Raw genomic sequence first — 22,396 nt, forward strand, 5'->3', positions numbered from 1 at the left:
GTCTCCTCCCCTTTTTCTTATCCTAACGTTAATACGGGCTTCATCGCTTCAAACGGATTTTTGCATTGTTTGCAATAGAAAATGCTGCGACAGGCGGTCGGACCGAACAAGTTTTCCATCACTGTCCGCTCAGCTCCGCAATACGGACACTCGACTTGCCATGCCCCCGGCGACATTTGCTGCGGCGGCGGGGCAATGCCGAACTGCTTCAGCCGTTCGCGCCCGGTTTCGCTGATCCGGTCAGAGGTCCATGGCGGCTGGCGAAGGAACTCAACCGTCACCGCCGAGGCCCCTGCTTCCTTTAACGCTTCCTCCACCCTGGCGCGGATGATATCGAGCGCCGGACACCCGAGAAACGTCGGCAACAAAGAAACCGAGACCGATCCATCATGAACGTCAACCTGTTCCACCATCCCGAGATCGACGATGCTAACCGAATGGATTTCCGGGTCCTTCACCAACTCCAACGTTTTCCAAACCTCTTCCTTTGTCATGGTTCTCCCTCACATGTTCCGATCGTCAATATGCTTCCCGTCCCTCCGGCCCGGGCACCGTTCCGCCCTGCTTGCCTTCCGCGCGGCCGACCACGTTGCTGTCGGCTGCTGTTTCAGAAGGACGGGAAAGCGATGACATCGGTCTTTTTCGAAACAAAATGCGTCTCTCACCATACAGCTTGTGGAATGGCGCGATAAACTTCTGAGAGCGTTGCCAGTGCATCATCCAAGTCCGGCGTATGCTCGCCGTTGCGGCCGTTGCCATGTTTCATACCGAATGGCATGGGCCACTCGAGCCCGACTTCAGCAAAAGCCGGCGCCAACGCTGCGATCGTCTTTTCTGTCAGCTCCTTTTCGTCGTCAATCAACCCCCATCGCGCCATGTCCGCCCCTTTCGCCCCAAGCGTCAATACGCCGGCAAAATCAGCCGCCACATCTTGAACGGCTTTCGCCATTCGCGTCCGCGCTTCACCCGGGGCATTCGTCAATTGAACAAACCACGTATGCCAATGGAGCAAATGATAGTGCAGCTCCACTTGAATTTTCGCTGCCACTTCGGCCAACGGCGTATATGCGCTTTTTGTCAATGATTCAAGGCGAACGCGCTTCGCCTGTGTATAAAAGTACTGGCGGACAACGGTGAATGCCCAGTCATAGCGGGGCTCACGCAAGTAGTGCCCCGGACCGTTTGGCAGCTCGAGCAATACCGCGTTGCGCCGCGCCGCAGCCGGCCGGGCGTGGGCCAATTCATCAGCAGGACCGTGGCCCAGCTCTTCAAGCAGCTGATAGTACATGGCAGCGTGCCCCATCGTGTCCTGGCTGATGGAAGAAAACGCGATGTCTTCTTCAATATGGGGGGCCAACCCAAGCCATTCCGACCCCCGGTAGGCAACTAAAAAATCATCATCCGCAAGCTGGAACAACAACTCAACAAGCGCTTCCTGACCATCGGGATGAAAATGGATTTGTTTTTCGCTCATCGCCGAATCTCGCCTTTCCATGATAAAATTTCTTTTTCATCAAACATCTTTTGCTCGTATTTACGCCACCGTTTTTTCAAATCTCCGTATCCTCGCGTCAACCGGTAATCTTTGTTATCGAGCCGCTTAAGTGCTGCTTTTTCCTCTTCATTGATTCGCCGGATATAATCCCGTTTCACAACCCAAAGGTCAGAAACCGGCTCGCGGCGCATAAAGTTCTCCTGCGCCATGACGAACGCAATCTCCTCATTCGGAGCAAGCAGGCTGAATTGGTGTTGAAGCGGTGCGTCCGGCGTTCTTCGACTGAACACCTCAAACACTTGATAAAAGCCTTGTTCTTTCCCCATTGTGATCATCCCCCTTTCATCCAACCGCCCGTACGGCGCTGAGCGCTTCGCGCACCCAGGCGTTCTGCTTATGCGCCGTCCGGCGCAATTCAAGCCGCTCTTGCGATTTCGGTCCATTGTTGCGGATGATTTCTTTAAATTTCTCCCAATCCGGTTGCCGGTAAATCCACTTTCCTTGCTCCTTATCAAAATGCATCGTCTCATCCGGAATCTTCAGTCCGAGCGACCAAATGCGCGGCACATACTTTGTAAAGTAGTCTTGGCGCAATTGTTCATTTGTTTTGGTACGGATGCGGTATTTGATCGTGGCATCCTGTTTGGACGTTCCTGTCGTTTCCGCCGTCGGCGGGCCGAAAAACATGAGCAGCGCTTCCCACCAACGGTTAAGTGCCTCTTGGAGCATCTCTTTTTGTTCTTTCGTTCCCTCGGCTAACGCTAAAATAATCGACTCGCCATGCTGGGCATGAAACACCTCTTCAGCGCAAATGCGCTTCAATGCCCGCGCATACGGTCCGTATGACGCATCCAGCATATTGGTCTGCGTCATAATCGCCGCTCCGTCGACAAGCCAACCGATCAACCCGGCGTCCGCCCACGTCGGTGCTGCCATATGAAAGACATTGTGAAACTTCAACCGCTCATTCAACAAATCTTCAAGAATATCTTCCCTTGTCTTGCCGAGAGGAGCCATCAAGTCCTCTGCGACCCGAATCAGCAGCTGGCCATGTCCCATTTCATCCTGCACTTTTGCCATAATGCCAAGCTTTCGGCGCAATGACGGCGCCTTTGGCACCCACTCTTTTTCTGGAAGCGCCCCCATAATTTCGCTGACTGCATGCATCGCGATGAGCTTAATGAGTGTCGTCCGATATTCGTCCGGCATCCAATCGTCTGCCTCGATTTTCTCCCCCGCCTCGATGCGGCGCATAAACCGCTCATACTTTTCCTCTTCAGACAGGCGAGTAAACACCATTGTCGTCCCCATTATCCATCCCCCTATTAATATGATTTAAAAAATATATAACGTTTATTTAACGTCATTATATTTTATTGTTATAAACTTTGCAAGATTTTTTTCTATCTTTTCCCTTAATTCAGATAAGTTGCTTCGCTTCGAGCTTGCGCTGATCAATGACACGCACCGCTTTTCCCTCTGAACGAGGAAGCGTTTTCGGTGGATGAAGACGAACACCAATCGAAATCAAGCAATGCGTTTTTAACAACGATTGGACACGTCGAACAAGCTCAAGCGCCGCACCGCTTTGCAAATCGCCGCCAATCCTATTGTAAAAATATTCCGTCACCTCAGCATGCAATTCAAGCGCTTCCAAATGTCCTTTGAGAAGCCGATGCAATTGATAGTGTGGAGCCAGTTCCGAAACACGAAGGAGGTGATGCTCAATTTCCGATGGAAATACATTGACACCACGGATAATAATCATGTCGTCAACGCGTCCTTTGACCCGCGACATGCGCACCGTCGTCCGTCCACAAACACACCGCTCTCTTGTCACGGAAGCGATATCACCTGTCCGATAGCGGATAACCGGAAATGCTTCTTTCGTCAAACTCGTAAAAACAAGCTCTCCTTCTTCCCCTTCGGCCACCGGCTCAAGCGTTTTCGGATTGATGACTTCAACAAAGAAATGATCTTCGGCAATATGGAGGCCGTTTTGCGCTTCATGGCATTCCATGGCCACCCCAGGGCCGATCACTTCACTTAATCCATAAATATCACACGCTTTAATGCCAAATTCCTCTTCAAGTGTACGCCGCATTTCTTCCGACCATGGCTCCGCACCAAAAATCCCGTATTTCAACGACGTCCGCCGAGGATCTTTGCCCAATTCTCTCATCCGCTCGGCAATGTTTAACACATAAGACGGCGTGCCGCAAATGATGGTCGGCTGAAAATCTTCAATGATCATCACTTGCCGGTCAGTGTTGCCGCCGGAAACAGGAATGGTGACCGCCCCAAGCCGTTCACTGCCATAATGAATCCCAAGTCCGCCTGTAAACAGCCCGTACCCATATGCATTGTGAACGATGTCCCCCGGCTTTCCACCAGCTATAGCGAACGCCCGCGCTACAATATCGGCCCAATGATCGATATCCTGTCTTGTATAAGCAACAACTGTCGGTTTGCCGCTCGTGCCGCTTGATGCGTGCAAGCGAACGCATTGAGTGGTGTCAACCGCCAACAGGCCAAACGGATAATGTGCGCGCAAATCGCTTTTGGTCGTAAACGGCAACCTACGCACATCATCCAACGTCCGAACATCCTCAGGCTTCACACCCGCTTGGTCAAACTGCTCGCGATAAAATGGCACCCGCTTATACACCCGTTCCACTGTCGCCTGCAACCGCCCAAGCTGGAGTGCCTCAAGCTCACTGCGCTCGGCTGTCTCAATGTCATGCAAAATCATTGTCAAATCCCCCTTTTTTTAAAGCGATTTCATCGGGAATAAAAATATATAACGTTTATTAAACGTTATATATTAAAATATCATATTTAATTTTAAAATAGGTTAAATATTTTAAAATGTCAACACTTTTTTGAGCAGAAAACGGTCAAAATAATGATGAAAGTGCAGCGAGACCTCTGCTTTGCATGTTTGCTGGAATAAATTTCCGATCTCAAAGGACGGGAAGAGCACAACTCGGGAGTAGGTGCAAGATGAATGTTAGTGGACGTCAGCCAAACCGCAGAACGAACGAAAGATCGATCATGTTCTTTTTGGACTGAATGTAGAAGGCACGGAGAACATCCAATGGGAAAACGAAGCGAAATCTTCCAAAGATAAAGGATTCATGGCACGGACGAACGACCAATCACCGGATATGTTTAAAGGGCGGGAACAGCCCAAAATACGCTCAAGGAGACGAAAGGTTGGTTTCGCCGCGAAACGGAAAATCTTCCTCTTCAAGCTAAAGGAAGGGGAAGCCGTTCACATTTAAATCGTTTCTTCAAAATGATCAATTTTCTCTCGCAACATACGAGAAAAGATTCACAGACGAGTTTCTCCCCCATCCGGGCATAAAAAACCTTATCAAAGTGTGCATATTTCTAAATACATCTATGAGCAGGCGTTGCTCGTCCCCTAGCATGAAAATGCCTGATCAAGGCGCAGGCATTTTTACGGAAAAAAGGAAAGCAGCGCCCATAATAAGTGAGCGCGCCTTCCTGTTCCCATTCATTCCATTAAATTTTCATAATCCCCCCCGTGCTCGCTGAGGTGACATGCTTCGAGTAGCGGGCGAGATATCCGGTTTTCACTTTCGGCTCAAAGCCTTTCCAGTTCGCCTTCCGGCGTTCGAGCTCTTCATCAGAAAGCTTGACGTTGATCGTCCGTTTGACCGTGTCGATTTCGATGATATCGCCGTCTTCGATAAACGCGATCGGCCCACCCTCAGCCGCTTCCGGAGAGACGTGTCCAATCGACAAGCCGCGCGAAGCACCGGAGAAGCGGCCGTCAGTGACAAGCGCCACCTTTGTACCGAGCCCCATGCCGACAATTTGCGATGTCGGGGCGAGCATTTCCGGCATTCCAGGGCCGCCTTTTGGCCCTTCGTAGCGGATGACGACAACATGGCCAGGTTGGATTTTGCCGCTGGCGATGCCTTCAAGCGCTTCCTCTTGAGAGTCAAAGACGATCGCCGGCCCTTCATGGCGCGTAATGCCGCCTTGCACCGCCCCGGTTTTAATGACGGCGCCGTCCGGAGCCAAGTTGCCGAACAAAATGGCGAGCCCGCCCGTTTCCGAATACGGGTTGTCGATCGGCCGGATGACGTCATAGTTTTTCACTTCACAGCCGGCAATGTTTTCGCCAAGCGTTTTGCCGGTGACGGTGAGCGTATCGAGATGAAGCGCCCCTTCTTTTTTCGCCAGCTCGTTCAACACCGCCGAAACGCCGCCCGCTTCATGCAAATCTTCGATGTAATGGACATCCGATGCCGGGGCGAGTTTCGCCAAATGCGGCACGCGCGCCGCCACTTCGTTAATGCGCTCAAGCGAGTACTCGATGCCGGCTTCATTGGCGATCGCGAGCGTATGCAGCACCGTGTTCGTTGAGCCACCGAGTGCCATATCAAGCGCGAACGCGTTGTCGATCGCTTTTTCCGTGACGATGTCGCGCGGTTTAATGTCATGTTCGATCAAATACATGAGCTGTTTCGCCGACTCGCGGACAAACTCCTTGCGCGCCGGGTCGATTGCCAAAATCGTGCCGTTGCCCGGCAGCGCGAGCCCAAGCGCTTCGGCCAGACAGTTCATCGAATTGGCGGTAAACATGCCTGAACACGACCCGCACGTCGGACAGCCGTATCGTTCAAGCTCTTCAAGCCCTTTCTCATCGAGCGTTCCCCCTAAATACGCCCCGACTCCTTCAAACACGGACGAGAGGGAAATTTTCCGCCCGTCTTTCGTCACGCCGGCTTTCATCGGCCCGCCGCTGACGAAAATTGTCGGAATGTTGAGCCGCATCGCCGCCATCATCATTCCCGGCGTAATTTTGTCGCAGTTCGGAATGCACACCATGCCGTCAAACCAATGTGCGGAAACAACGGTTTCAATCGAGTCGGCGATAATTTCCCGGCTCGGAAGCGAATAGCGCATCCCGATATGCCCCATCGCAATGCCGTCATCGACGCCGATTGTATTCATTTCAAACGGCACGCCGCCCGCCTCACGGATCGCTTCCTTCACGATTTTCCCAAACTCTTGCAGATGGACGTGCCCTGGAATAATGTCAATATACGAATTGACAACCGCGATAAACGGTTTGTCAAAATCTTCTTCCTTCACGCCGGCCGCCCGCAACAAGCTGCGGTGCGGAGCCCGGTCAAATCCTTTTTTGATCATGTCGCTGCGCCGTGTTTTCATTGAAAGTCCCTCCATCGTTCAGATTAATAGGTTGCTAGTATTGTACCACTTTTTCTAATAAAATGACAATTAACTTTATTCCGAATGCGTTTTCATTCCTTGTTCCCGCCGACGTCGCGCCAAAATCACCTGTTCCCCTTGACAATGGAGAGATTTGGCGGCATAATGTCTTACAAACTACGAATCGTTGAAATGCCCTTGACAGTGAAATACTGATAACGGCACGGGACTAGTAAACCGAGGGAATGCGCCAGAGAGTGGGACCCATAGGCTGGAAGGTTCCTCGCAGGAAGTCGGTTGAACCTGCCCTAGACGGCCGCTTATGCAAACATAAGCCGCACGCCTGCGTTACAGGTCAAAGAGGGTGCTTTAGGCGCCAAAAAAGGTGGTACCGCGGAACGCTTTTCCGTCCTTTTACGAAAGGAGGAAAAGCGTTTTTTGTTGCTCCGCTACTTTGCAGAATGGCCATTCAACATACAAAGGAGGGAAGAATGCGATGAAACGGCAGCGCGTCGTTGTCAAAATCGGGAGCAGCTCGCTCACCGATCCGAAAGGCGGCCTTTGCCGCGACAAACTGCTCAACCATGTCGAAGCCATCGCCCATTTGAAACAGCTCGGCCATGACGTCATTCTCATCACCTCCGGCGCCGTCGCCGCCGGGTTCGGGCCGCTCGGCTACCCGGCGCGGCCGACGACGATCGCCGGCAAACAGGCCGCTGCCGCCGTCGGGCAAAGCTTGCTCATGCAGGCGTACAGCTCGGCGTTCGCCCGCTTTGGCTTCACGGCTGCCCAACTGTTGTTGACGCGCAGCGACTTTTACAGCCGCGAGCGGTTTCGCAACTTGTTCGCCACGATGACGACGTTGCTCGAACATGGGGCGATCCCGGTCATCAATGAAAACGACTCCGTTTCTGTTGAAGAATTGACGTTTGGCGACAATGACATGCTTTCGGCGCTTGTCGCCGGCTTTTTGCACGCCGATGCGCTCATTTTGCTGACCGATATTAACGGGCTGTATGACGCCAATCCGAAAACGAACCCGCAAGCGAAAAAATATGCCTTTTTGCCGCACATTACAGACGAGATGGTCGAAGCGGCCGGCGGCAGCGGCTCGGCGGTCGGCACCGGCGGCATGCGCTCGAAGCTGTCAGCCGCTCAAAAAGCGTTGTCCTTCGGCGTCAGCGTTTTTATCGGCACCGGACGCGGCAAAGAAACACTCGCCGATATTTTAGCCGGAAAAGGCGACGGGACGTACATCGGCGCCCCGTTCCCGAAACAAATGCAAATGCATAAGCAATGGATCGCGTATCACGCGCCGGTTGCCGGCACGATCACCGTTGACAGCGGCGCGGAGGAAGCGCTCCTTGCGCGCGGCAAAAGCTTGCTTCCCGCCGGCGTCACAGCCGTTTCCGGCGACTTTCATGCGATGGATGTCGTCGATGTCGTCAATGAAAAAGGGATCACGATCGGCCGCGGCCAAGTGTATTATGCCGCCGCCGATTTAGAAAAAGTAAAAGGACTCCCGAGCGACGAAGCGCGGCAATACTCGTACTTGCACCGCCCGGAAGTCATTCACCGCGACAATTGGGTCACATTGCGAAAGGAGAGTGTATTCAAATGACCGAACTGCTTGAAAAAGCCGAACGTCTGAAAACCGCGGCGCAGACGCTGGCCATGCTGTCAACGGAGGAAAAAAACGCGGCATTGGCAAAAATCGCCGAGGCTCTTGACCGGGAACGCGCCTTCATTTTGCAAGAAAATGAGAAAGATATGGCTCAAGGTCGCGAGCAAGGGCTGTCACCGGCTTTGCTTGACCGACTGCAGCTCACCGACGAACGAATGGACCAAATCATCGGCGGCGTCCACCAAGTCGCTTCCCTTCTCGATCCGGTCGGGGAAATCGTCAGTGAGTGGACGCGGCCGAACGGACTTCGCATTCAAACGGTGCGCGTGCCGCTCGGAGTGGTCGGCATGGTGTATGAAGCGCGGCCGAACGTCACGGTCGATGCCGCCAGCCTTTGCCTGAAAACCGGAAACGCCGTCCTGCTCCGCGGCAGCTCGTCGGCGCTTCACTCAAACAAAGCGCTTGTTTCCGTCATGAAAGGGGCGCTTCGCACCACCGCCGTGCCCGATGCGGCCATTGAACTGCTGGAGGACACGAGCCGGGAAACGGCGCAACAGATGTTCCGCCTCAATAACTATTTGGATGTGCTCATCCCGCGCGGCGGCGCCGGGCTCATCCGCTCGGTCATCGAAAATGCCACCGTGCCGGTGCTTGAGACCGGCGTCGGCAACTGCCATATTGTCATCGACGAATCAGCCGAGCGGCAAATGGCGATCGAGATCGTCCTGAACGCCAAATTGCAGCGGCCGTCCGTCTGCAACGCCGTTGAAACGGTGCTCATTCATGAAACATGGCCGCACACAAGTGACTTGCTTGAGACGCTTCACGCCCGTGGCGTTGAGCTGCGCGGCGACGACCGCCTCGCGTCATCGCATCCGTTCATCAAGCCGGCGACGGAAGACGACTGGCATGCGGAATATTTGGCGCCGATTTTGGCGGTTAAGCTCGTCGCCGATGTCGATGAGGCGATTGCCCATATCCGCCGTTACGGAACGAAGCACTCGGAGGCGATCATCACCGAAAACGAAACGAACGTCCGCCGCTTTTTCCAAGCGGTCGACGCCGCTGTCTTGTACCATAACGCGTCCACCCGCTTCACGGACGGCGAGCAGTTCGGCTACGGGGCGGAAATCGGCATCAGCACGCAAAAGCTGCACGCCCGTGGCCCGATGGGGCTTGTCGCCATCACGACGACGAAATCGCTCGTGTACGGGACGGGGCAAATTCGCAAGTAAAGCAAATCGGAGCGCCTTAGCGAAGCCGGCAGCTAGAAAATGGGCGGCCGGCTCTTTTTCCACCAAAACGTACACAAGGGGAGTCATAGCAATACCTTTTATGGATTTTCGCAGCGATACAGTGACCAAACCGGCGCCCGAGATGTGCCGAGCGATGTTTGACGCCGAAGTCGGCGATGACGTGTACGATGTCGCCGGTGTAGAAACGAACATCGTTCTTTGCGATATTCACGGCACCGGACTGTCCAACGACGAGTTTGTCGCCCGCCTAAAAGAAGCGGGCATCTTGGCCAGCCCGTTCGATGCCGGCGTCATCCGCTTTGTCACCCACCGGGAAATCACCGCCGACTCGATGCAAACCGCCAGCGAGCGGATGCGCCGGATGCTCTCCTAAAGCATAAAACGATCCGGACCCAACGCATGGCTTCCGGATCGTTTTCTTATTTTCCCGTTTCCGCAAACACCCAAACACGGCTGCCGACAAAGTTCACCGCCATCCCGGCCATTGTAGCCGCCATTTTCGTCAGCCAAAGCGGCGCGAGCCGTTCCGCTGCAAGCAAAACCGCCAGCGACGCGCCAAGCGACAACCCGTTGACGGCAAGAAAGCGCAAAAATTCCCCGATATTCGCCTTTCGCTTCACTTCAAACGTCCAACGCCGGTTCCAAATGTAGCTGTTGGCCATCCCGGCACCATAGGAAGCCATTTGGGCGGCCGCCGCCGGGACGCTGAGCGCCGCAAGCACAAAAAAGACGACAAAATCAATCGCCGTATTGCCCACCCCGACGACGGCAAACCGCCATACCGCTTGTTTTTCTTTACGAAATGTATGAAGGTTTTCGTTCATGTTTCGTTGTGACTCCCCATGTTTCGTTGATAATATAAAAGCGGCCGATCTTTCACTTCATCGTAAATACGCCCGATACACTCTCCAATTGCACCAAGCATGAGCCATGTCACCCCGTTGCCAAGAAGCATGGCCATCAACAGCGACGCCCAGCCCGCGACTGTCGAATGGGCGAACCATTTGGAGCGAAGGACGACGAACATCCCCTCAACGCCGGCAGCCGACAACAAGAATCCAAGCCAACCCGCCAGCTTCAGCGGCCTATAGGAAAAGGAGGTGATGCCATCAAACGAAAAGCGAATCATTTTTTGGAGCGGGTATTTCGTCTCACCGACGAAACGCGGCTCTCGCTCGTACTCGACCGCCGTCTGCCAGAAACCGCCCCAGCTCACCAGCCCCCGGACAAAACGGCTTCGCTCCCTCATATAGCGTAACTGATCGCACACCTTCCGGTCAATGAGACGCAAATCGCCCACATCAACAGGGATATCAATCTCGGTTGCCGTCCGCAGCAACCGGCACTCTTCGTTTCCCCAGAGAAGGCGCCGGGTTTGCCGATGCCGAGGTTGACGCCTTTGATCAATAGCGGCTCCCAGCGCCCGTTAAGGAAAGATTGTCCAGCAAGAACGAGCAAGGGCGGCGTGCCAATTTTCCTTGGCGGTCTATCGCCCTTCAAACCATAGCAAAAAAAAAAGCAAGCCCCTTGCTAGGAGCTTGCCCGCCGCCATGCCTCCCCTAGGGGGGATGGTGATGTAGTGCAAAATACTACTGATTCCATCAACTTCTCAATTAGAGAAGCTTCGCACAATCAGCTTTCCTTTCTGATGAAAATGCCGCCGATTCGCGCGTGACAGCCGTTTTTCACCTGCCTTTTAGCGGTTCGGCTCATAGACGTCCCATGTCCATTTGATCGACTCGACGATTTGCTCGGCCGCCTGTTCCGCTTCCAGTTCATTGATCACGACGCGCGAGTGATGAAGCGCGTAAGCCGACTGCCGCTGGAAAAAGAGCTGCTCCACTTCTTCCAGCGTCTTGTTTTTCAACACCGGCCGGCTGTCGACAATAAGCGGCAGCCGCTCTTCTTTCCAATGCTCCCACGACAAGTCAAGGAAAAAGACGATGCCATGAGCCAAACAGGCGCGCCGCACCTCTTCCTGCAAGTACGCGCCGCCGCCGAGCGAAAGAATTTTCAGCCTTGTATTTGTGCACAAATCGACGATCAGCTCGCGCTCCACCTGCCGAAAGTACGCTTCCCCTTTTTGCGCGAACATCTCCGGAATCGACATCCCGTGCCGCCGCTCGATTTCCGCGTCGACATCAATAAAGTCACGGTACAGCTTTTTCGCCACCAGCTGCCCGATCGTCGTTTTCCCCGCTCCCATAAAGCCGATCAAAATGATGTTCCGTTCGCGGAGCGGGATGGCGGTTTGTCTGTTCATGATGCACTCTCCTTTCTTCCCCAACCGACACGTACTCGCCAAGCCTTAGCCATATTCCCGCCAACACCGGTCAGCGGCTATATGTTTGCAAAACCGACAGCACCGCCCGCACATCCTCAATCGGAATTTGCCCTGGGGCGGAGCTTTGGTTTCCGACAGCAAACGTCACCGCTGAGCCAAACAGCCAGCCAGCCAGCCGGGTAATAGCACCGAGTCCGCCCATCGCCATCGTAATGAGCGGGATCGACAGCTCACATCGCGCTTCCTCTGTCGCCTGCAACAAGACAAGCACATCTCCCGGCGATTTAGGCATTACCGCCACTTTGGCGATGTCGGCGCCGTACCGCTCAGCCGCGCGCATATCCGCCACAATCGTTTCTTTCGAAGGAGTGCCGTCAAAGTAATGGCGCGACACAATGAGTCGAATGCCGCATTGTTCCGCCATGCGGCGCACATCCGCAATACGGTCTCCATAAGCTAGCTCATAGTCTACCAAATCGACCGTCCGACTTTCACACACCGCCGCAAGCAGCCGCTCCCTTTCGTTTTCATCGAGCGGAATCGGCTGCCCCCCTTCCCGCTCGGAACGGATCGTAAACAAAATCGGAATGTCCCCCGCTACGCTCCGAAGCGCACGGGCCGTCGCCAATACGCGGTCTTGATCATCAATCATTCGAAAAAAATCAGCCCGCCATTCAAGCAAATCCGGCCGCTTCCGGCACACTTCCTCCGCCTCGCGCAGCACTTGTTCGTCATCCGCTCCGACAATAGGAGCGCAAATGCACGGCTCTTCGCCGCCGATCCATATGTGTCTCACTTTTATCGCCTTTCGTTGCATCAACGGCTCCTCCCATCATGCTTGTCAAACAGCAGCCAAAGGAAACGAAGCCAAACGGAACGTATAGCACCGTCCCCAGTCTGCCCGCCGCAAACCATTGTATAAGATTCCCTTCCCTAGGCATCACCGCGAAAAATCAACTTGTCAAGCACCTGCTTTTTAGAAGATAACAGAAAACCCGTTCTTATGCAATATTCAAACAATATAGACAGATCAAATCTAGTTTGCTATAATTCTTTTTATCGCTTCACTGCAAAAAAATACAAAAGGTGGAACGTTATCCCCTCGTACACCATTATAATTCTTTCAAACGTAGGATGGTGAATCATTTATGGTGAAAAAACGCCGCTGGGCGGTTGCCTCCTTGATTGCCGTAGGAGTCATCGTCAACTATTTTGACCGCATTAACATGTCGGTCGGCATTCAGCCGCTTTCCGAAGAATTCAACCTAACCCCGGGGCAGCTTGGCATTTTGCTATCAGCGTTTGCTTGGTCATACGCCCTGCTGCAAATCCCAGCCGGCGTCATCCTTGATAAAATCGGCGTCAAATGGGTGACGCGTGTCGGGACGATCATTTGGACAGTGGCGTGCTTTTTGACTGCCATCGCCAGCGGCCAAGGGCTTGTTATGTTGTCACGCGTTCTCTTGGGCATCGGAGAAGCACCGTATTTCCCGGCAGCCGCCAAAGCGGTCGGCCAGTGGTTCCCACGCCACGAGCGAGCGACCGCGATTTCCCTTTATGACGCCCAATCGAAGCTGTCAAACGCCATCGGAACCCCGATTATCGCTTGGATCATCACCGAATGGGGATGGCGGGCCGGTTTTTATACGACCGCGGTGCTCAGCTTAGTTTACGCCGTCATGTTCTGGGTGACATACCGCGATCCGCATGAAGACAAACAGCTGTCCAAAGAAGAGTACGACTATATCGTCCAGGGCGGAGCGCAAAAGTCAGACGAAACGTCCGGAAACGTTTGGAAAACGATCCGGTATTTGCTGACGAAGAAAAAGGTGTGGGCGACATTGATCGGCTTCGCCGCGTATGGCTACTCGTGGTTTTTGTTTCTCACGTGGCTTCCTGGCTATTTGGCAACGGAAATGCATATGTCGGTGCTCAAATCAGGCTGGTATGCCGCGATCCCGTGGATCGTTGGCACAATCTCCGAAATCGTCATCGGCGGATGGCTTGTCGACCGGTTGATAAACAAAGGAGGACGGGCAACGCGCGTACGAAAAACGTTTTTGGTCATCGGCATGCTGCTCGGGCTGTCCGTCATCGGCGCCGCCTTCACGACGAATCCGAACATCGCGATTCTTTGTATCTCAATCGCGCTCGGCGGCTTAGTCATCACCTCATCGATCGCCTACAGCATCCCGACGTTTATCGCCCCGCCAGGCACCGTCGGGACGTTAACCGGCCTATTGACGTTCGGCAACAACTCAATGGCCATTGTCGCGCCGATCGTCACCGGCTTTATCGTCCAAGCAACCGGCTCGTTTATGTACGCGTTTCTCGTCGCCGCGCTCATTTTGCTTGCCGGCATTTTCAGCTATCTATTCCTGCTGACAGATTTAGAGCCGATCGAGCCGATGCCGGAATCAGCCAACAACATGCGCATCCATACAAAAACGCATTGAAGCCGAATACACCGAAACCCAACGCAATACAATGTACCAACAAATCTGTTCTCTTGCATCAAGAAGCACAAAAGGTGTTTTCTTTACGCAGACGAGCTAGTCCAAACAAGGACTAGCTCCTTTGTTTCGCATGACGCTCCAAGTTGAGAATACGAGAATGGCTTCCCTTTCCCGCCGCGCAAACATTGCCATCATCCGAACTGCAGCACCACTTTTCCAGGCTGACCCGACGCTGCCGCTTCATATGCCTTTTCATATTCGGCAATCGGGAACGTTTTCGCAATGATCTGCTCAACTGGAAACGGCATCATCCGTAAATAGTGGATGGCTTTCATATAATCGCCCGGAAACTGATAAATAATGGAGCCATGAATGATCAGCTCATGGCGGACGATGCGAACAACTGGAAACGTCGCCTCATTCACTAAACCAAGCAAAACGACATGTCCGCCCGGCCGGGCAAGTTCCACCGCCTGTTTAGCCGCGCTCGCAGCCCCGGCGGCCTCAATCACCACATCATACTTCTCCTCGGGAAGCGTATCATATGTAAACGTCCGCACATCAACGATCGTCTTAACCGTCTCAAGCTTAAGCGGATTCACGTCAATTGCCGTCACATCAGCCCCCAAATAGCGGGCCAAAACAGCAGCCATCATCCCCTCATTGCCGCAGCCGACCACAGCGACTTTCGTTCCTTTGTCAATCCCGACTTTCCCAAGCGCATGAACCACGACAGCAAACGGCTCAACAAGCACAGCCCTTTCATCGGCCAAGTCATCAGGAACCGGAAGCACATAGCGCGAAGAAATCACAAACTCCGACGAAAACACCCCGTCCATATTCACGCCAAGCGATCGTTTCTTTTCACATATATTTGTTTGCCCTTTTCGGCAAAACTCGCACTCTCCACAATACGTATTCGGCAGCACAACGACCCGCGTCCCGACATCATACCGCGCCCGCTCCCCCTTCTCAACCACCACCCCAACCAACTCATGTCCTGCCCGCACCGGGTAGTCCGCATGCGGAAGCTTTCCTTTCCAGACACTAATATCCGATCCACAAATCCCGCCATACGTCGGCCGCACCTTCACCTCCTCTCCGACAGGATGGCCCGCCTCTCCAACATACCGCCACTGCAGCTTATGCGGATTCGTCACATAAAGAGCAAACATATCGCCACCACCAATACCGAAACGTTTTTTTCTTCCTAATGATACGCCTACTTCCTTTCCTCATGCAAGACAAATTCCCCATATTTCGTCACAGCCGCCCCCTGCCTTCGTGAAACATAGAAAACCCGGAAAGACGGCAACAGCCCATCCTTCCGGGTGCACGATATTACGAATCTGCTGTCACTCGCATCCTCTAAACGAGGCCCATTTCTATCAAGGGAAACAACAGCCGAAATTGATGGTGCACTCAAAACCTGTTTCAATCCTCATAAACGAGGCCCGTTTCTATCAAGAGCATCTTTCTTTTGCCATTGATTTTCTAAGGCGGCAAGGGGCTGTTTTGCCCCCCCCTTGCACCCCTGAAAAATAAAATATGGTTATGTCAACTTAGGCGATTGAGTGAAATCGTCAACCGTCCAATCGTTGGATCAATCAACAACTTATTTCGCCTAACGAAAGAAAAACCGCCTTGCACACCTCCCGCATTTCGGCGGCCGTTTTGGGGTGTGCCGCTCCCGTTCACCGTTTCCCGAGCACCCGCTCGAGCCCCGCCGCCACGCCGTCCTCTTCGTGGGAGCGCGTGACGATGTCAGCCTTCGCTTTCAACGCTGGCTCGGCATTGTCCATCGCCACGCGATAGCCTGCAACCTCGAACATCGACAAATCGTTATGGCTGTCGCCAAAGGCCACTGTATCGCGCAGGTCGATGCCGTAATGGGCGGCGAGCCGCTTGAGCGCTTCGCCTTTTGTCGCCCGTTCGCTGTTCATCTCAATGTTGTGCGGATGCGACGAAGTGACCGTGACGCCAGGGAGCGCGGCGAACCGGGAGGCTGCGTCGCGCAACCGCTCGCGGTCAAGGGCAAAAATGAGCAGTTTGTATAACGTAAGTTTTGGGTCGTCCCACACCGTGCCGATGTCATCGACGTATGTCACCCGCGCCTGCTGGAACTGTTTGTTCACCAGCCATTTCACATCCGGGGCCGCATCAGCCATCCCGGAGGCGAGCGCTTCCCATTGGGCGCGGTTGTGGAGCCCGACGTACACCGCATCGCCTGTGTACGTCTCGCAGTACAAATCCGGCTGTTTGCGCACCCACTCGAGCGTCGGGCGGACCGCCGCCCGTTCGAGCGGCGCCTCGTTGATCACCGTTCCGTCCGCAAGCGTCACAATCGCTCCGTTTAAGCTGGCGATCGGACAGACGAGGCCTGCTTCACGAAGCGGGGCGAGCGCATCTTTGCGCGCCCGCCCGGTGATGACGACGACGATGTGGCCTTGCGCCTGCGCCGCGGCGATGGCCGCCCGGTTGCGTTCACTGATGCTTCCCTCTCCATTTAATAGCGTTCCGTCCATATCGAGCGCAATTAACATGTTCATCCCTCTTTCCATCTGCATGTACTCCAAGCCGTTCTGTCGGTCGCTTCCTCATTATAACAAAACCGTGGCAAAAAGGTGAAATGTTCCCTTTTTCCATAGTATAATAGATGAGAAATATTCTCATTGAAAGCGAAGGGATGCCTATGTGGATCGTGTATGCCGTTTTGGCGGCGGTGTTCGCGGCGCTGACATCGGTGCTGGCGAAAATCGGCATTGAAAACGTCAATTCCCACCTTGCGACCGCCATTCGCACCGTTGTCGTGCTTGCACTCGCGTGGATGATCGTCTGGATGACGGGGGCCCACCATGGCCTGAAAGCCATTTCAGCGAAAAGCTGGTGGTTTTTATGCTTGTCCGGAGCGGCGACCGGGCTGTCGTGGCTTTGCTTTTACCGGGCGATCCAGCTTGGCGATGTCTCGCGCGTCTCGGCCATTGACAAATCGAGCTTAGTGCTGACGATTTTGTTCGCCGCGATGTTTCTTGGCGAGCCGCTCTCGGCAAAAGTGGTGATCGGGGTGCTGCTCATTACGGCGGGGACGTTGATCATGATGTTTTAGACAGCCGTCCTCGCAGGCGGCTGGCCCGTTTTTCCAAAGCCCGCATCGCGTGCCAATTCGGAATTTTGCCATGAATCATCTAGACAAGGCAAACAAAAAGATGGTATGATGGGATTCATATGAACCAAAAGCCCGCCCTGCCTCTCACCGGCTGGGATAAAAGCAGCTTTTGGCCAGAAAGAATTCTTCGTGATGATCGAGAGCGGGTGACAAGCTTCGCCGCTGCTTGTCAAACGGAGAGTGGAAGGAGATATGGAATGAACGATTTTCACCCGTTCGGTTGGTATGCGGCGAAAATTTCCCCGCACTTGCCCAAAAAAGCGTTTCAGCCTGTGAAGTCCCGTCTGTTTGGAGGTTTGGCTTATCTCTTAGTGGTCATTGGCGGCATCCTCGCTGTGTCCCTTTTCGACTTTCATCCCGTATGGAACGTCCTCATCTCTGTCGTGCTTGGTTTCAGTTTTGCGGCGTTAGGATTTTTAGGGCACGAAATGTTGCACGGCACGGTCGTCAAAACGCCTTGGCTGCGCGATCTTCTTGGAGCGATCGCCTTTTGGCCGCTTTGCACCGGGCCGAAGCTATGGCGAAAATGGCATAACGCCACCCACCATGTGCACACCCAGCATGAAGAAAAAGACCCGGATGCATGGCCAAGCATGGAACGGCTGGCAAAAAGCCGCCTGCTTCGCTGGGTATACCGCATCCCGTTTCCGATTCGCGCGTTTTTCGCCTTTAGCTCCTTATCTGTAATGTTTACGCTTCATTCGATCCGGATGCTGTTTTACTTTTTCCAAGATTTTCACCGGAAAAACCGCGCCGTTGTCCTGTTTCAATTTTTCTTGCCATGGGCGACATGGCTTGGACTGTTATGGCTGGTCGGCTGGGAAAAGTGGGTATTTGCCTTTTTGCTTCCGCTGCTTGTCGCCAACACGATCGTCATGAGCTATATCGCAACGAACCATCGACTCAATCCGTTAGTGCCGGTGAACGATCCGTTGGCGAACAGCTTGTCCGTCACGGTGCCGAAGTGGCTCGATGTTCTCCACTTCAACTTTTCATACCATACCGAGCACCATCTTTTCCCGGCAATGAGTTCGAAATACTATCCGCTCGTCAAAACACACATTAAACGAATGTGGCCGGACCGCTACCACGAAATGCCGATGGGGAAAGCGTTGGCCGCGCTGTGGAAAACACCGCGCGTCTACTACGAACACGACGGGCTCATCGAACCGAAGCAAGGCCATGTGTACGGCACGCTCGGCAACGGGCTCGACCCTGACCGGATCACGCCTCGCGGACTCGAAGCAGAAACACCGCCGCGCGCTGCCAAAAAACACGGAAAAGCAAAGAAAGCGGCGGGAGAAGGAAATGGGTAGAAAGAAGCAGCGTTTCAACCATGAGCCTGCCCTTCCAACGAAGCGGCGGAGAAACGCCCGCAACCTTGTGTTCCCGTATCCGACCTCACAACCAAAAGGTGCCCCTCACGCGGGACACCTTTTTCCTTTTCACTGACGGCATTGGTCAATGCAAGCGGCCAGCCGCTTCTCAATGTCGGCCGCCAACTCTTTAAGCGCCGGATCGTTCACCATGCCAACGAGCATCGTCGGTTTCGGCATGCCGATTTTCGTTGTGCCGTTCTCTTGATAGACGACGATTTTACAAGGCAAAAAGTAGCCGACCAACACGTTTTCATTTAACACCCGCGCCGCTTCTTGCGGGTTGCACACTTCTAAAATGACCATCGGCGTGGAAAACTCAAGCCCCTTTTCTTGGAGCTTCTCGGTGACGCTAAACCGCCAGAGCACGCCAAAGCCTTCTTGTTTCAAGCTTTCTTCCAAACGCTCGATCGTTTCGTTCAGATCCGTTGCCACGTCAACCGTGTAATGAAACATTGTCCATTCTTCCCTTCATGGATATTTTTTCATTGTTTATCATGCCCAAATGGATTTGCAGAAAACAAAAGGCGAAACATAATCCAGTTTCGCCTTCACACCTGTCATGTTCCGTCGCCCCATCGTCTTTCAATCGCTCCGCTCATAAAATGTCCGCCCAAATTTTCACCGCCGTCGCCAAAATCAACACGGCAAGAATGACTTGCAGCACCTTCGTGTTCATCTTTTGCCCTGCTTTCGCCCCTAATGGGGAGGCAAGCAAGCTCGCGACGACCATAATGAGCGCCGGGATGTAATCGACTTGGCCGGTGGCGATTTTCCCGAACGTAGAGCCGATGGAGGAAATGAACGTAACGGCCAAAGACGTGGCGATCGTCATGCGCGTTGGGATTTTCAAGACAACGAGCATGACCGGCACAAGCAAGAACGCCCCCGCCGCCCCGACGATGCCGGACCCGACGCCGATGAGGAACGCTAACGCGGCGGCCAGCCATTTGTTGAACACCACTTGGTCAAGCGGAATGTCATCGATCCCTTTTTTCGGCACAAACATCATGATCGCCGCCAATGCCGCCAAGATGCCGTAAACAACGTTAATCGTTCCTTCGCTCATCAGCTTCGAGCCATAGCCGCCGACAAAACTGCCGACAAGAATGCTTATCCCCATATACAAAATGAGCGATTTGTTCAAATAGCCGCTTTTTCGATACGCCCACACGCCGCCGATCGTGGCGAAAAACACTTGCACGGCGCTGATCCCGGACACTTCATGGGCGCTGAACGCCGCCAGCCCAAACAACGGCGGAAGGTACAAAAGCATCGGGTATTTGATAATCGATCCACCGATTCCGACCATGCCGGAAATGAATGAACCGATAAAGCCGATCAAAAAAATGACAATGAGAAACACGAGCGAACTATCCATCGGCCATCCCTCCCTTTTCGTTTCAAAAGGGACGGGGGCGCGCCCCGTCCCTTGCCAAACTGTGCTGCTTCTTTAGGCATGAGTGTGATGCAGGGCGCAGCGGTTCGGGCCGATCTCCAGCTCCCGTTGTGTTTCGCCATCCACCGTTTTGAGCCCGCGGTTGATAGCGACAATGTCTTCAAAGTTCGGCGGTGTTTCCGTATTGGCGCTTTGGATGACGAGATCGATGAACTCATCTTTCGGTTTGTTTTGCATCATCTCATTGCGGGCGCGGATGCGGCCTAGCGTATCGCCGACATACCCTTCCGCATTGATTTCTTCATCTAAATTGGCGTAGTGAGCCGGCAAGACGATCACCTCATCAGCCATGGCCGCGACTTTTTCGTACACGGTGTCATACAAATCCGCTGCCCATTCCGCCACCTTGCCGCCAAGGTCCGGCCGCCCGAGACCGCCGACAAAGATCGTGTCACCGGAGAACAACCATTTGCCGTTGACAAAGAAGGAGACGCTGCCTGGCGTATGCCCCGGCGTTTTCACCGCCAACACTTCCAAATGAACGTTGGCAAAGTCGATCGTGTCATGTTGCTCAAGCGGCTCAAAATCAAACACCGCTCCTTCGCTTTTCATCAAGTAGTACGCAGCCCCAGTCCGCTCAGCCAGCTCCTTGCCGCCGGACAAGTGGTCGGCATGCAAGTGCGAGTCTACGATATGCGTGATCGTCACCCCTTCTTGTTTAGCCGCTTGTTCATACACATCGACAAATCGCAGCGGATCAACAACAAGCGCTTCGTTGCCGGAGACGACCATATACGACAGGCAGCCTTTGCCGACGCGGATAAATTGGTAAATTTTCAATTGATCGTCTTCGTATACTTTTGTTTGATGGAGATGCTCGCTCCACGCCTGCATCCCGCCGGCGAGCGTATAAACGTTGTCAAACCCGGCTTCGGCCAGCTGCTCGGCGACAAACGCCGCCGATCCGCCCTTCGCGCACACCACGACGATGTCTTTGTCTTTCGGAAGACGGTCGACAATCGCGTCCACCCCGTCGATCAACTCAAAATACGGCACGTTCAAATACGAGAAGTTTTCCCCTTCGATTTTCCAGTCGCGAAAATCACTTTCGTTGCGAACGTCCAAAATGAACAACGCTTCTTTGTTCAACACCTTTTCCGTCATTTGTTGCACGTTCATTTCTTTCACCATATCAATATACCCCCTAATGTATATTTGGCTGTTTAAAAAAGGCCGCTCCATTATGACTGAGCGGAATCAAGCGGCCCGTTCCATTGCGACATGCCGGGAACGACGTTGCGCACACGGTCAAATCCGTTTTCGGCCAGCTTTTGCGCGGCCAAATCGCTCCGCGTCCCCGTGCGGCACACGACGTAAATCGTTTTGTCTTTCGGAAGCTCAGTCATCCGATTGTCAAGCTCCCCAAGCGGAATCGAAACGGCGCCCGGAATATGGCCAAACGCGTACTCCGCCGGTTCGCGGACGTCCAAGACAAACGAATCAGGATCATCCAGTTTTTCTTGCAACTCTTCATTCGATACGACATGAGGAAATGTCGTTTCTTTGCGTGTTTCATTTTCCGTCGCCTTGCGGATATAATGTTTTAAAACCCCATTTTCTTCAATCGTTCCTACATATTGATGCCCTGTGCTTTCCGCCCATGCTTTAATATCGGCTTTGGATCCCTTGTCCGTCGCCTGCACTTCGAGCACTTGGCCTGGCTGCAGGTCATTGATGGCTTTTTTCGTGCGGACGATCGGCATCGGGCAGGACAATCCTTTCGCGTCTACGGTCAGATCAACTTTGATCATTGGCAAGTTCCCTCCTTGATGGTTGATTCGATTGGCCCTTCCCAGGCGAGCATGCCGCCTGTCATGTTGATGACGCGATAACCGCGGCGGTCAAGAAACTCCGCGGCGCGGCCGCTCCGTCCGCCGGAACGGCAGACGAGAATATATTCTTCATTTTTGTCCAATTCATGCATACGGAACTCAATCAAACCGAGCGGAATGTTGACCGCTCCGGGAATTTTGCCTGCGGCGACTTCATCCGGCTCGCGCACATCGATAATGTGAAGCGCCTCACCTGCACGCAGGCGTTCTTCCACTTCTTTTGGCGTGATCGTTTTCATC

At 53.6% G+C, this 22,396-nt stretch carries 22 protein-coding genes, 1 pseudogene and 1 other annotated feature; of the genes and pseudogenes, 6 read left to right on the plus strand and 17 right to left on the minus strand.

Going from position 1 to position 22,396, the window contains the following annotated elements:
• Positions 1-17: 17 nt before the first annotated feature.
• The 6 genes from paaD to ilvD all read right to left on the minus strand — a co-directional run bounded on the left by paaD (position 18) and on the right by ilvD (position 6,703).
• The gene (gene paaD / locus M493_RS09695; RefSeq protein ID WP_020960156.1) at positions 18-494 is read right to left on the minus strand and encodes a 1,2-phenylacetyl-CoA epoxidase subunit PaaD; all 477 of its coding nucleotides are present in this window, start codon (positions 492-494) and stop codon (positions 18-20) included.
• Between the two features lie 167 nt (positions 495-661).
• The gene (paaC, locus tag M493_RS09700; RefSeq protein ID WP_041267765.1) at positions 662-1,495 is read right to left on the minus strand and encodes a 1,2-phenylacetyl-CoA epoxidase subunit PaaC; all 834 of its coding nucleotides are present in this window, start codon (positions 1,493-1,495) and stop codon (positions 662-664) included.
• Entirely contained in the window at positions 1,471-1,830 is a 360-nt protein-coding gene (gene paaB / locus M493_RS09705; protein WP_041267766.1) for a 1,2-phenylacetyl-CoA epoxidase subunit PaaB, read from the minus strand. Before paaB ends, paaC begins: the two co-directional genes overlap by 25 nt.
• A 7-nt stretch (positions 1,831-1,837) precedes the next feature.
• A complete protein-coding gene (gene paaA / locus M493_RS09710; protein ID WP_020960159.1) occupies positions 1,838-2,806 on the minus strand; it encodes a 1,2-phenylacetyl-CoA epoxidase subunit PaaA in 969 nt (322 codons plus the stop codon).
• A 109-nt stretch (positions 2,807-2,915) separates the two neighbouring features.
• A complete protein-coding gene (locus M493_RS09715) occupies positions 2,916-4,247 on the minus strand; it encodes a phenylacetate--CoA ligase family protein (protein WP_020960160.1) in 1,332 nt (443 codons plus the stop codon).
• 776 nt (positions 4,248-5,023) lie between these two features.
• Complete coding sequence (gene ilvD, locus M493_RS09720; protein ID WP_020960162.1) at positions 5,024-6,703, minus strand: dihydroxy-acid dehydratase; 1,680 nt, start codon at positions 6,701-6,703, stop codon at positions 5,024-5,026.
• A gap of 215 nt (positions 6,704-6,918) precedes the next feature.
• Positions 6,919-7,120 (plus strand) — a binding site (T-box leader).
• 79 nt (positions 7,121-7,199) lie between these two features.
• Between ilvD and proB the strand changes: the two genes are divergently transcribed.
• The 3 genes from proB to M493_RS18880 all read left to right on the plus strand — a co-directional run bounded on the left by proB (position 7,200) and on the right by M493_RS18880 (position 9,956).
• Positions 7,200-8,324, plus strand: coding sequence for a glutamate 5-kinase (gene proB / locus M493_RS09725; protein WP_020960163.1), 1,125 nt, complete (start codon positions 7,200-7,202; stop codon positions 8,322-8,324).
• A complete protein-coding gene (locus tag M493_RS09730; RefSeq protein ID WP_020960164.1) occupies positions 8,321-9,562 on the plus strand; it encodes a glutamate-5-semialdehyde dehydrogenase in 1,242 nt (413 codons plus the stop codon). The genes proB and M493_RS09730 overlap by 4 nt, the downstream gene beginning before the upstream one ends.
• A gap of 100 nt (positions 9,563-9,662) precedes the next feature.
• The gene (locus M493_RS18880) at positions 9,663-9,956 is read left to right on the plus strand and encodes a beta-eliminating lyase-related protein (RefSeq protein WP_020960165.1); all 294 of its coding nucleotides are present in this window, start codon (positions 9,663-9,665) and stop codon (positions 9,954-9,956) included.
• Between the two features lie 46 nt (positions 9,957-10,002).
• Here M493_RS18880 and M493_RS09740 read toward each other — a convergent pair whose 3' ends face one another.
• The 4 genes and pseudogenes from M493_RS09740 to aroD form a co-directional block, all read right to left on the minus strand.
• Entirely contained in the window at positions 10,003-10,407 is a 405-nt protein-coding gene (locus tag M493_RS09740; protein ID WP_020960166.1) for a GtrA family protein, read from the minus strand.
• Positions 10,379-10,925: pseudogene (locus M493_RS09745) on the minus strand (glycosyltransferase); the annotation flags it as partial. The pseudogene M493_RS09745 and the gene M493_RS09740, both read right to left, overlap by 29 nt.
• A gap of 354 nt (positions 10,926-11,279) precedes the next feature.
• Complete coding sequence (locus M493_RS09750; RefSeq protein WP_020960167.1) at positions 11,280-11,846, minus strand: shikimate kinase; 567 nt, start codon at positions 11,844-11,846, stop codon at positions 11,280-11,282.
• A gap of 70 nt (positions 11,847-11,916) precedes the next feature.
• Complete coding sequence (gene aroD, locus M493_RS09755) at positions 11,917-12,684, minus strand: type I 3-dehydroquinate dehydratase (protein ID WP_020960168.1); 768 nt, start codon at positions 12,682-12,684, stop codon at positions 11,917-11,919.
• Positions 12,685-13,015: 331 nt separating this feature from the next.
• On the opposite strand from aroD, the gene M493_RS09760 reads away from it, so the two are divergent.
• Positions 13,016-14,323, plus strand: a complete 1,308-nt coding sequence (locus tag M493_RS09760) for an MFS transporter (RefSeq protein WP_020960169.1) — start codon at positions 13,016-13,018, stop codon at positions 14,321-14,323.
• A gap of 191 nt (positions 14,324-14,514) precedes the next feature.
• Here the strand turns inward: M493_RS09760 and M493_RS09765 are convergent, their stop codons facing one another.
• On the minus strand, positions 14,515-15,498 hold the full coding sequence (locus M493_RS09765; protein WP_020960170.1) for a zinc-dependent alcohol dehydrogenase: 984 nt from the start codon (positions 15,496-15,498) through the stop codon (positions 14,515-14,517).
• Positions 15,499-16,017: 519 nt separating this feature from the next.
• Positions 16,018-16,866, minus strand: a complete 849-nt coding sequence (locus tag M493_RS09770; protein ID WP_023817650.1) for a Cof-type HAD-IIB family hydrolase — start codon at positions 16,864-16,866, stop codon at positions 16,018-16,020.
• A gap of 149 nt (positions 16,867-17,015) precedes the next feature.
• Here M493_RS09770 and M493_RS09775 point away from each other — a divergent pair, with 149 nt between their 5' ends.
• Together M493_RS09775 and M493_RS09780 are read left to right on the plus strand one after the other, a co-directional pair.
• Positions 17,016-17,429, plus strand: a complete 414-nt coding sequence (locus tag M493_RS09775; RefSeq protein WP_023817652.1) for an EamA family transporter — start codon at positions 17,016-17,018, stop codon at positions 17,427-17,429.
• Between the two features lie 257 nt (positions 17,430-17,686).
• Entirely contained in the window at positions 17,687-18,805 is a 1,119-nt protein-coding gene (locus M493_RS09780) for a fatty acid desaturase family protein (RefSeq protein WP_020960173.1), read from the plus strand.
• Between the two features lie 129 nt (positions 18,806-18,934).
• Here the strand turns inward: M493_RS09780 and M493_RS09785 are convergent, their stop codons facing one another.
• The 5 genes from M493_RS09785 to M493_RS09805 all read right to left on the minus strand — a co-directional run bounded on the left by M493_RS09785 (position 18,935) and on the right by M493_RS09805 (position 22,395).
• On the minus strand, positions 18,935-19,321 hold the full coding sequence (locus M493_RS09785; RefSeq protein WP_020960174.1) for a DUF302 domain-containing protein: 387 nt from the start codon (positions 19,319-19,321) through the stop codon (positions 18,935-18,937).
• Between the two features lie 142 nt (positions 19,322-19,463).
• Positions 19,464-20,246, minus strand: a complete 783-nt coding sequence (locus tag M493_RS09790; RefSeq protein ID WP_020960175.1) for a sulfite exporter TauE/SafE family protein — start codon at positions 20,244-20,246, stop codon at positions 19,464-19,466.
• 72 nt (positions 20,247-20,318) lie between these two features.
• Positions 20,319-21,455, minus strand: coding sequence for an MBL fold metallo-hydrolase (locus tag M493_RS09795; RefSeq protein ID WP_020960176.1), 1,137 nt, complete (start codon positions 21,453-21,455; stop codon positions 20,319-20,321).
• Between the two features lie 50 nt (positions 21,456-21,505).
• Positions 21,506-22,075 carry a sulfurtransferase TusA family protein gene (locus tag M493_RS09800; protein WP_020960177.1) on the minus strand — a complete coding sequence of 190 codons (570 nt, stop codon included), beginning with the start codon at positions 22,073-22,075 and terminating at the stop codon, positions 21,506-21,508.
• On the minus strand, positions 22,072-22,395 hold the full coding sequence (locus M493_RS09805; protein ID WP_020960178.1) for a rhodanese-like domain-containing protein: 324 nt from the start codon (positions 22,393-22,395) through the stop codon (positions 22,072-22,074). The genes M493_RS09800 and M493_RS09805 overlap by 4 nt, the downstream gene beginning before the upstream one ends.
• Between the last annotated feature and the right edge of the window lies 1 nt (position 22,396).

It is taken from the genome of Geobacillus genomosp. 3 (genome assembly GCF_000445995.2).
Classification (GTDB): domain Bacteria; phylum Bacillota; class Bacilli; order Bacillales; family Anoxybacillaceae; genus Geobacillus.

Bases quoted from the DNA above. Each gene is read 5' to 3' on its own strand.
- M493_RS09780 (WP_020960173.1), top strand. From the start codon at position 17,687: ATGAACGATTTTCACCCGTTCGGTTGGTATGCGGCGAAAATTTCCCCG.
- paaC (WP_041267765.1), bottom strand. From the start codon at position 1,495: ATGGAAAGGCGAGATTCGGCGATGAGCGAAAAACAAATCCATTTTCAT.
- M493_RS09740 (WP_020960166.1), bottom strand. From the start codon at position 10,407: ATGAACGAAAACCTTCATACATTTCGTAAAGAAAAACAAGCGGTATGG.
- M493_RS18880 (WP_020960165.1), top strand. From the start codon at position 9,663: ATGGATTTTCGCAGCGATACAGTGACCAAACCGGCGCCCGAGATGTGC.
- paaD (WP_020960156.1), bottom strand. From the start codon at position 494: ATGACAAAGGAAGAGGTTTGGAAAACGTTGGAGTTGGTGAAGGACCCG.
- M493_RS09750 (WP_020960167.1), bottom strand. From the start codon at position 11,846: ATGAACAGACAAACCGCCATCCCGCTCCGCGAACGGAACATCATTTTG.
- M493_RS09800 (WP_020960177.1), bottom strand. From the start codon at position 22,075: ATGATCAAAGTTGATCTGACCGTAGACGCGAAAGGATTGTCCTGCCCG.
- M493_RS09770 (WP_023817650.1), bottom strand. From the start codon at position 16,866: ATGTTAATTGCGCTCGATATGGACGGAACGCTATTAAATGGAGAGGGA.
- ilvD (WP_020960162.1), bottom strand. From the start codon at position 6,703: ATGAAAACACGGCGCAGCGACATGATCAAAAAAGGATTTGACCGGGCT.
- M493_RS09775 (WP_023817652.1), top strand. From the start codon at position 17,016: ATGTGGATCGTGTATGCCGTTTTGGCGGCGGTGTTCGCGGCGCTGACA.
- paaA (WP_020960159.1), bottom strand. From the start codon at position 2,806: ATGGGGACGACAATGGTGTTTACTCGCCTGTCTGAAGAGGAAAAGTAT.
- paaB (WP_041267766.1), bottom strand. From the start codon at position 1,830: ATGATCACAATGGGGAAAGAACAAGGCTTTTATCAAGTGTTTGAGGTG.
- M493_RS09785 (WP_020960174.1), bottom strand. From the start codon at position 19,321: ATGTTTCATTACACGGTTGACGTGGCAACGGATCTGAACGAAACGATC.
- proB (WP_020960163.1), top strand. From the start codon at position 7,200: ATGAAACGGCAGCGCGTCGTTGTCAAAATCGGGAGCAGCTCGCTCACC.
- M493_RS09715 (WP_020960160.1), bottom strand. From the start codon at position 4,247: ATGATTTTGCATGACATTGAGACAGCCGAGCGCAGTGAGCTTGAGGCA.
- M493_RS09730 (WP_020960164.1), top strand. From the start codon at position 8,321: ATGACCGAACTGCTTGAAAAAGCCGAACGTCTGAAAACCGCGGCGCAG.
- M493_RS09795 (WP_020960176.1), bottom strand. From the start codon at position 21,455: ATGGTGAAAGAAATGAACGTGCAACAAATGACGGAAAAGGTGTTGAAC.
- M493_RS09790 (WP_020960175.1), bottom strand. From the start codon at position 20,246: ATGGATAGTTCGCTCGTGTTTCTCATTGTCATTTTTTTGATCGGCTTT.
- M493_RS09760 (WP_020960169.1), top strand. From the start codon at position 13,016: ATGGTGAAAAAACGCCGCTGGGCGGTTGCCTCCTTGATTGCCGTAGGA.
- aroD (WP_020960168.1), bottom strand. From the start codon at position 12,684: ATGCAACGAAAGGCGATAAAAGTGAGACACATATGGATCGGCGGCGAA.
- M493_RS09765 (WP_020960170.1), bottom strand. From the start codon at position 15,498: ATGTTTGCTCTTTATGTGACGAATCCGCATAAGCTGCAGTGGCGGTAT.
- M493_RS09805 (WP_020960178.1), bottom strand. From the start codon at position 22,395: ATGAAAACGATCACGCCAAAAGAAGTGGAAGAACGCCTGCGTGCAGGT.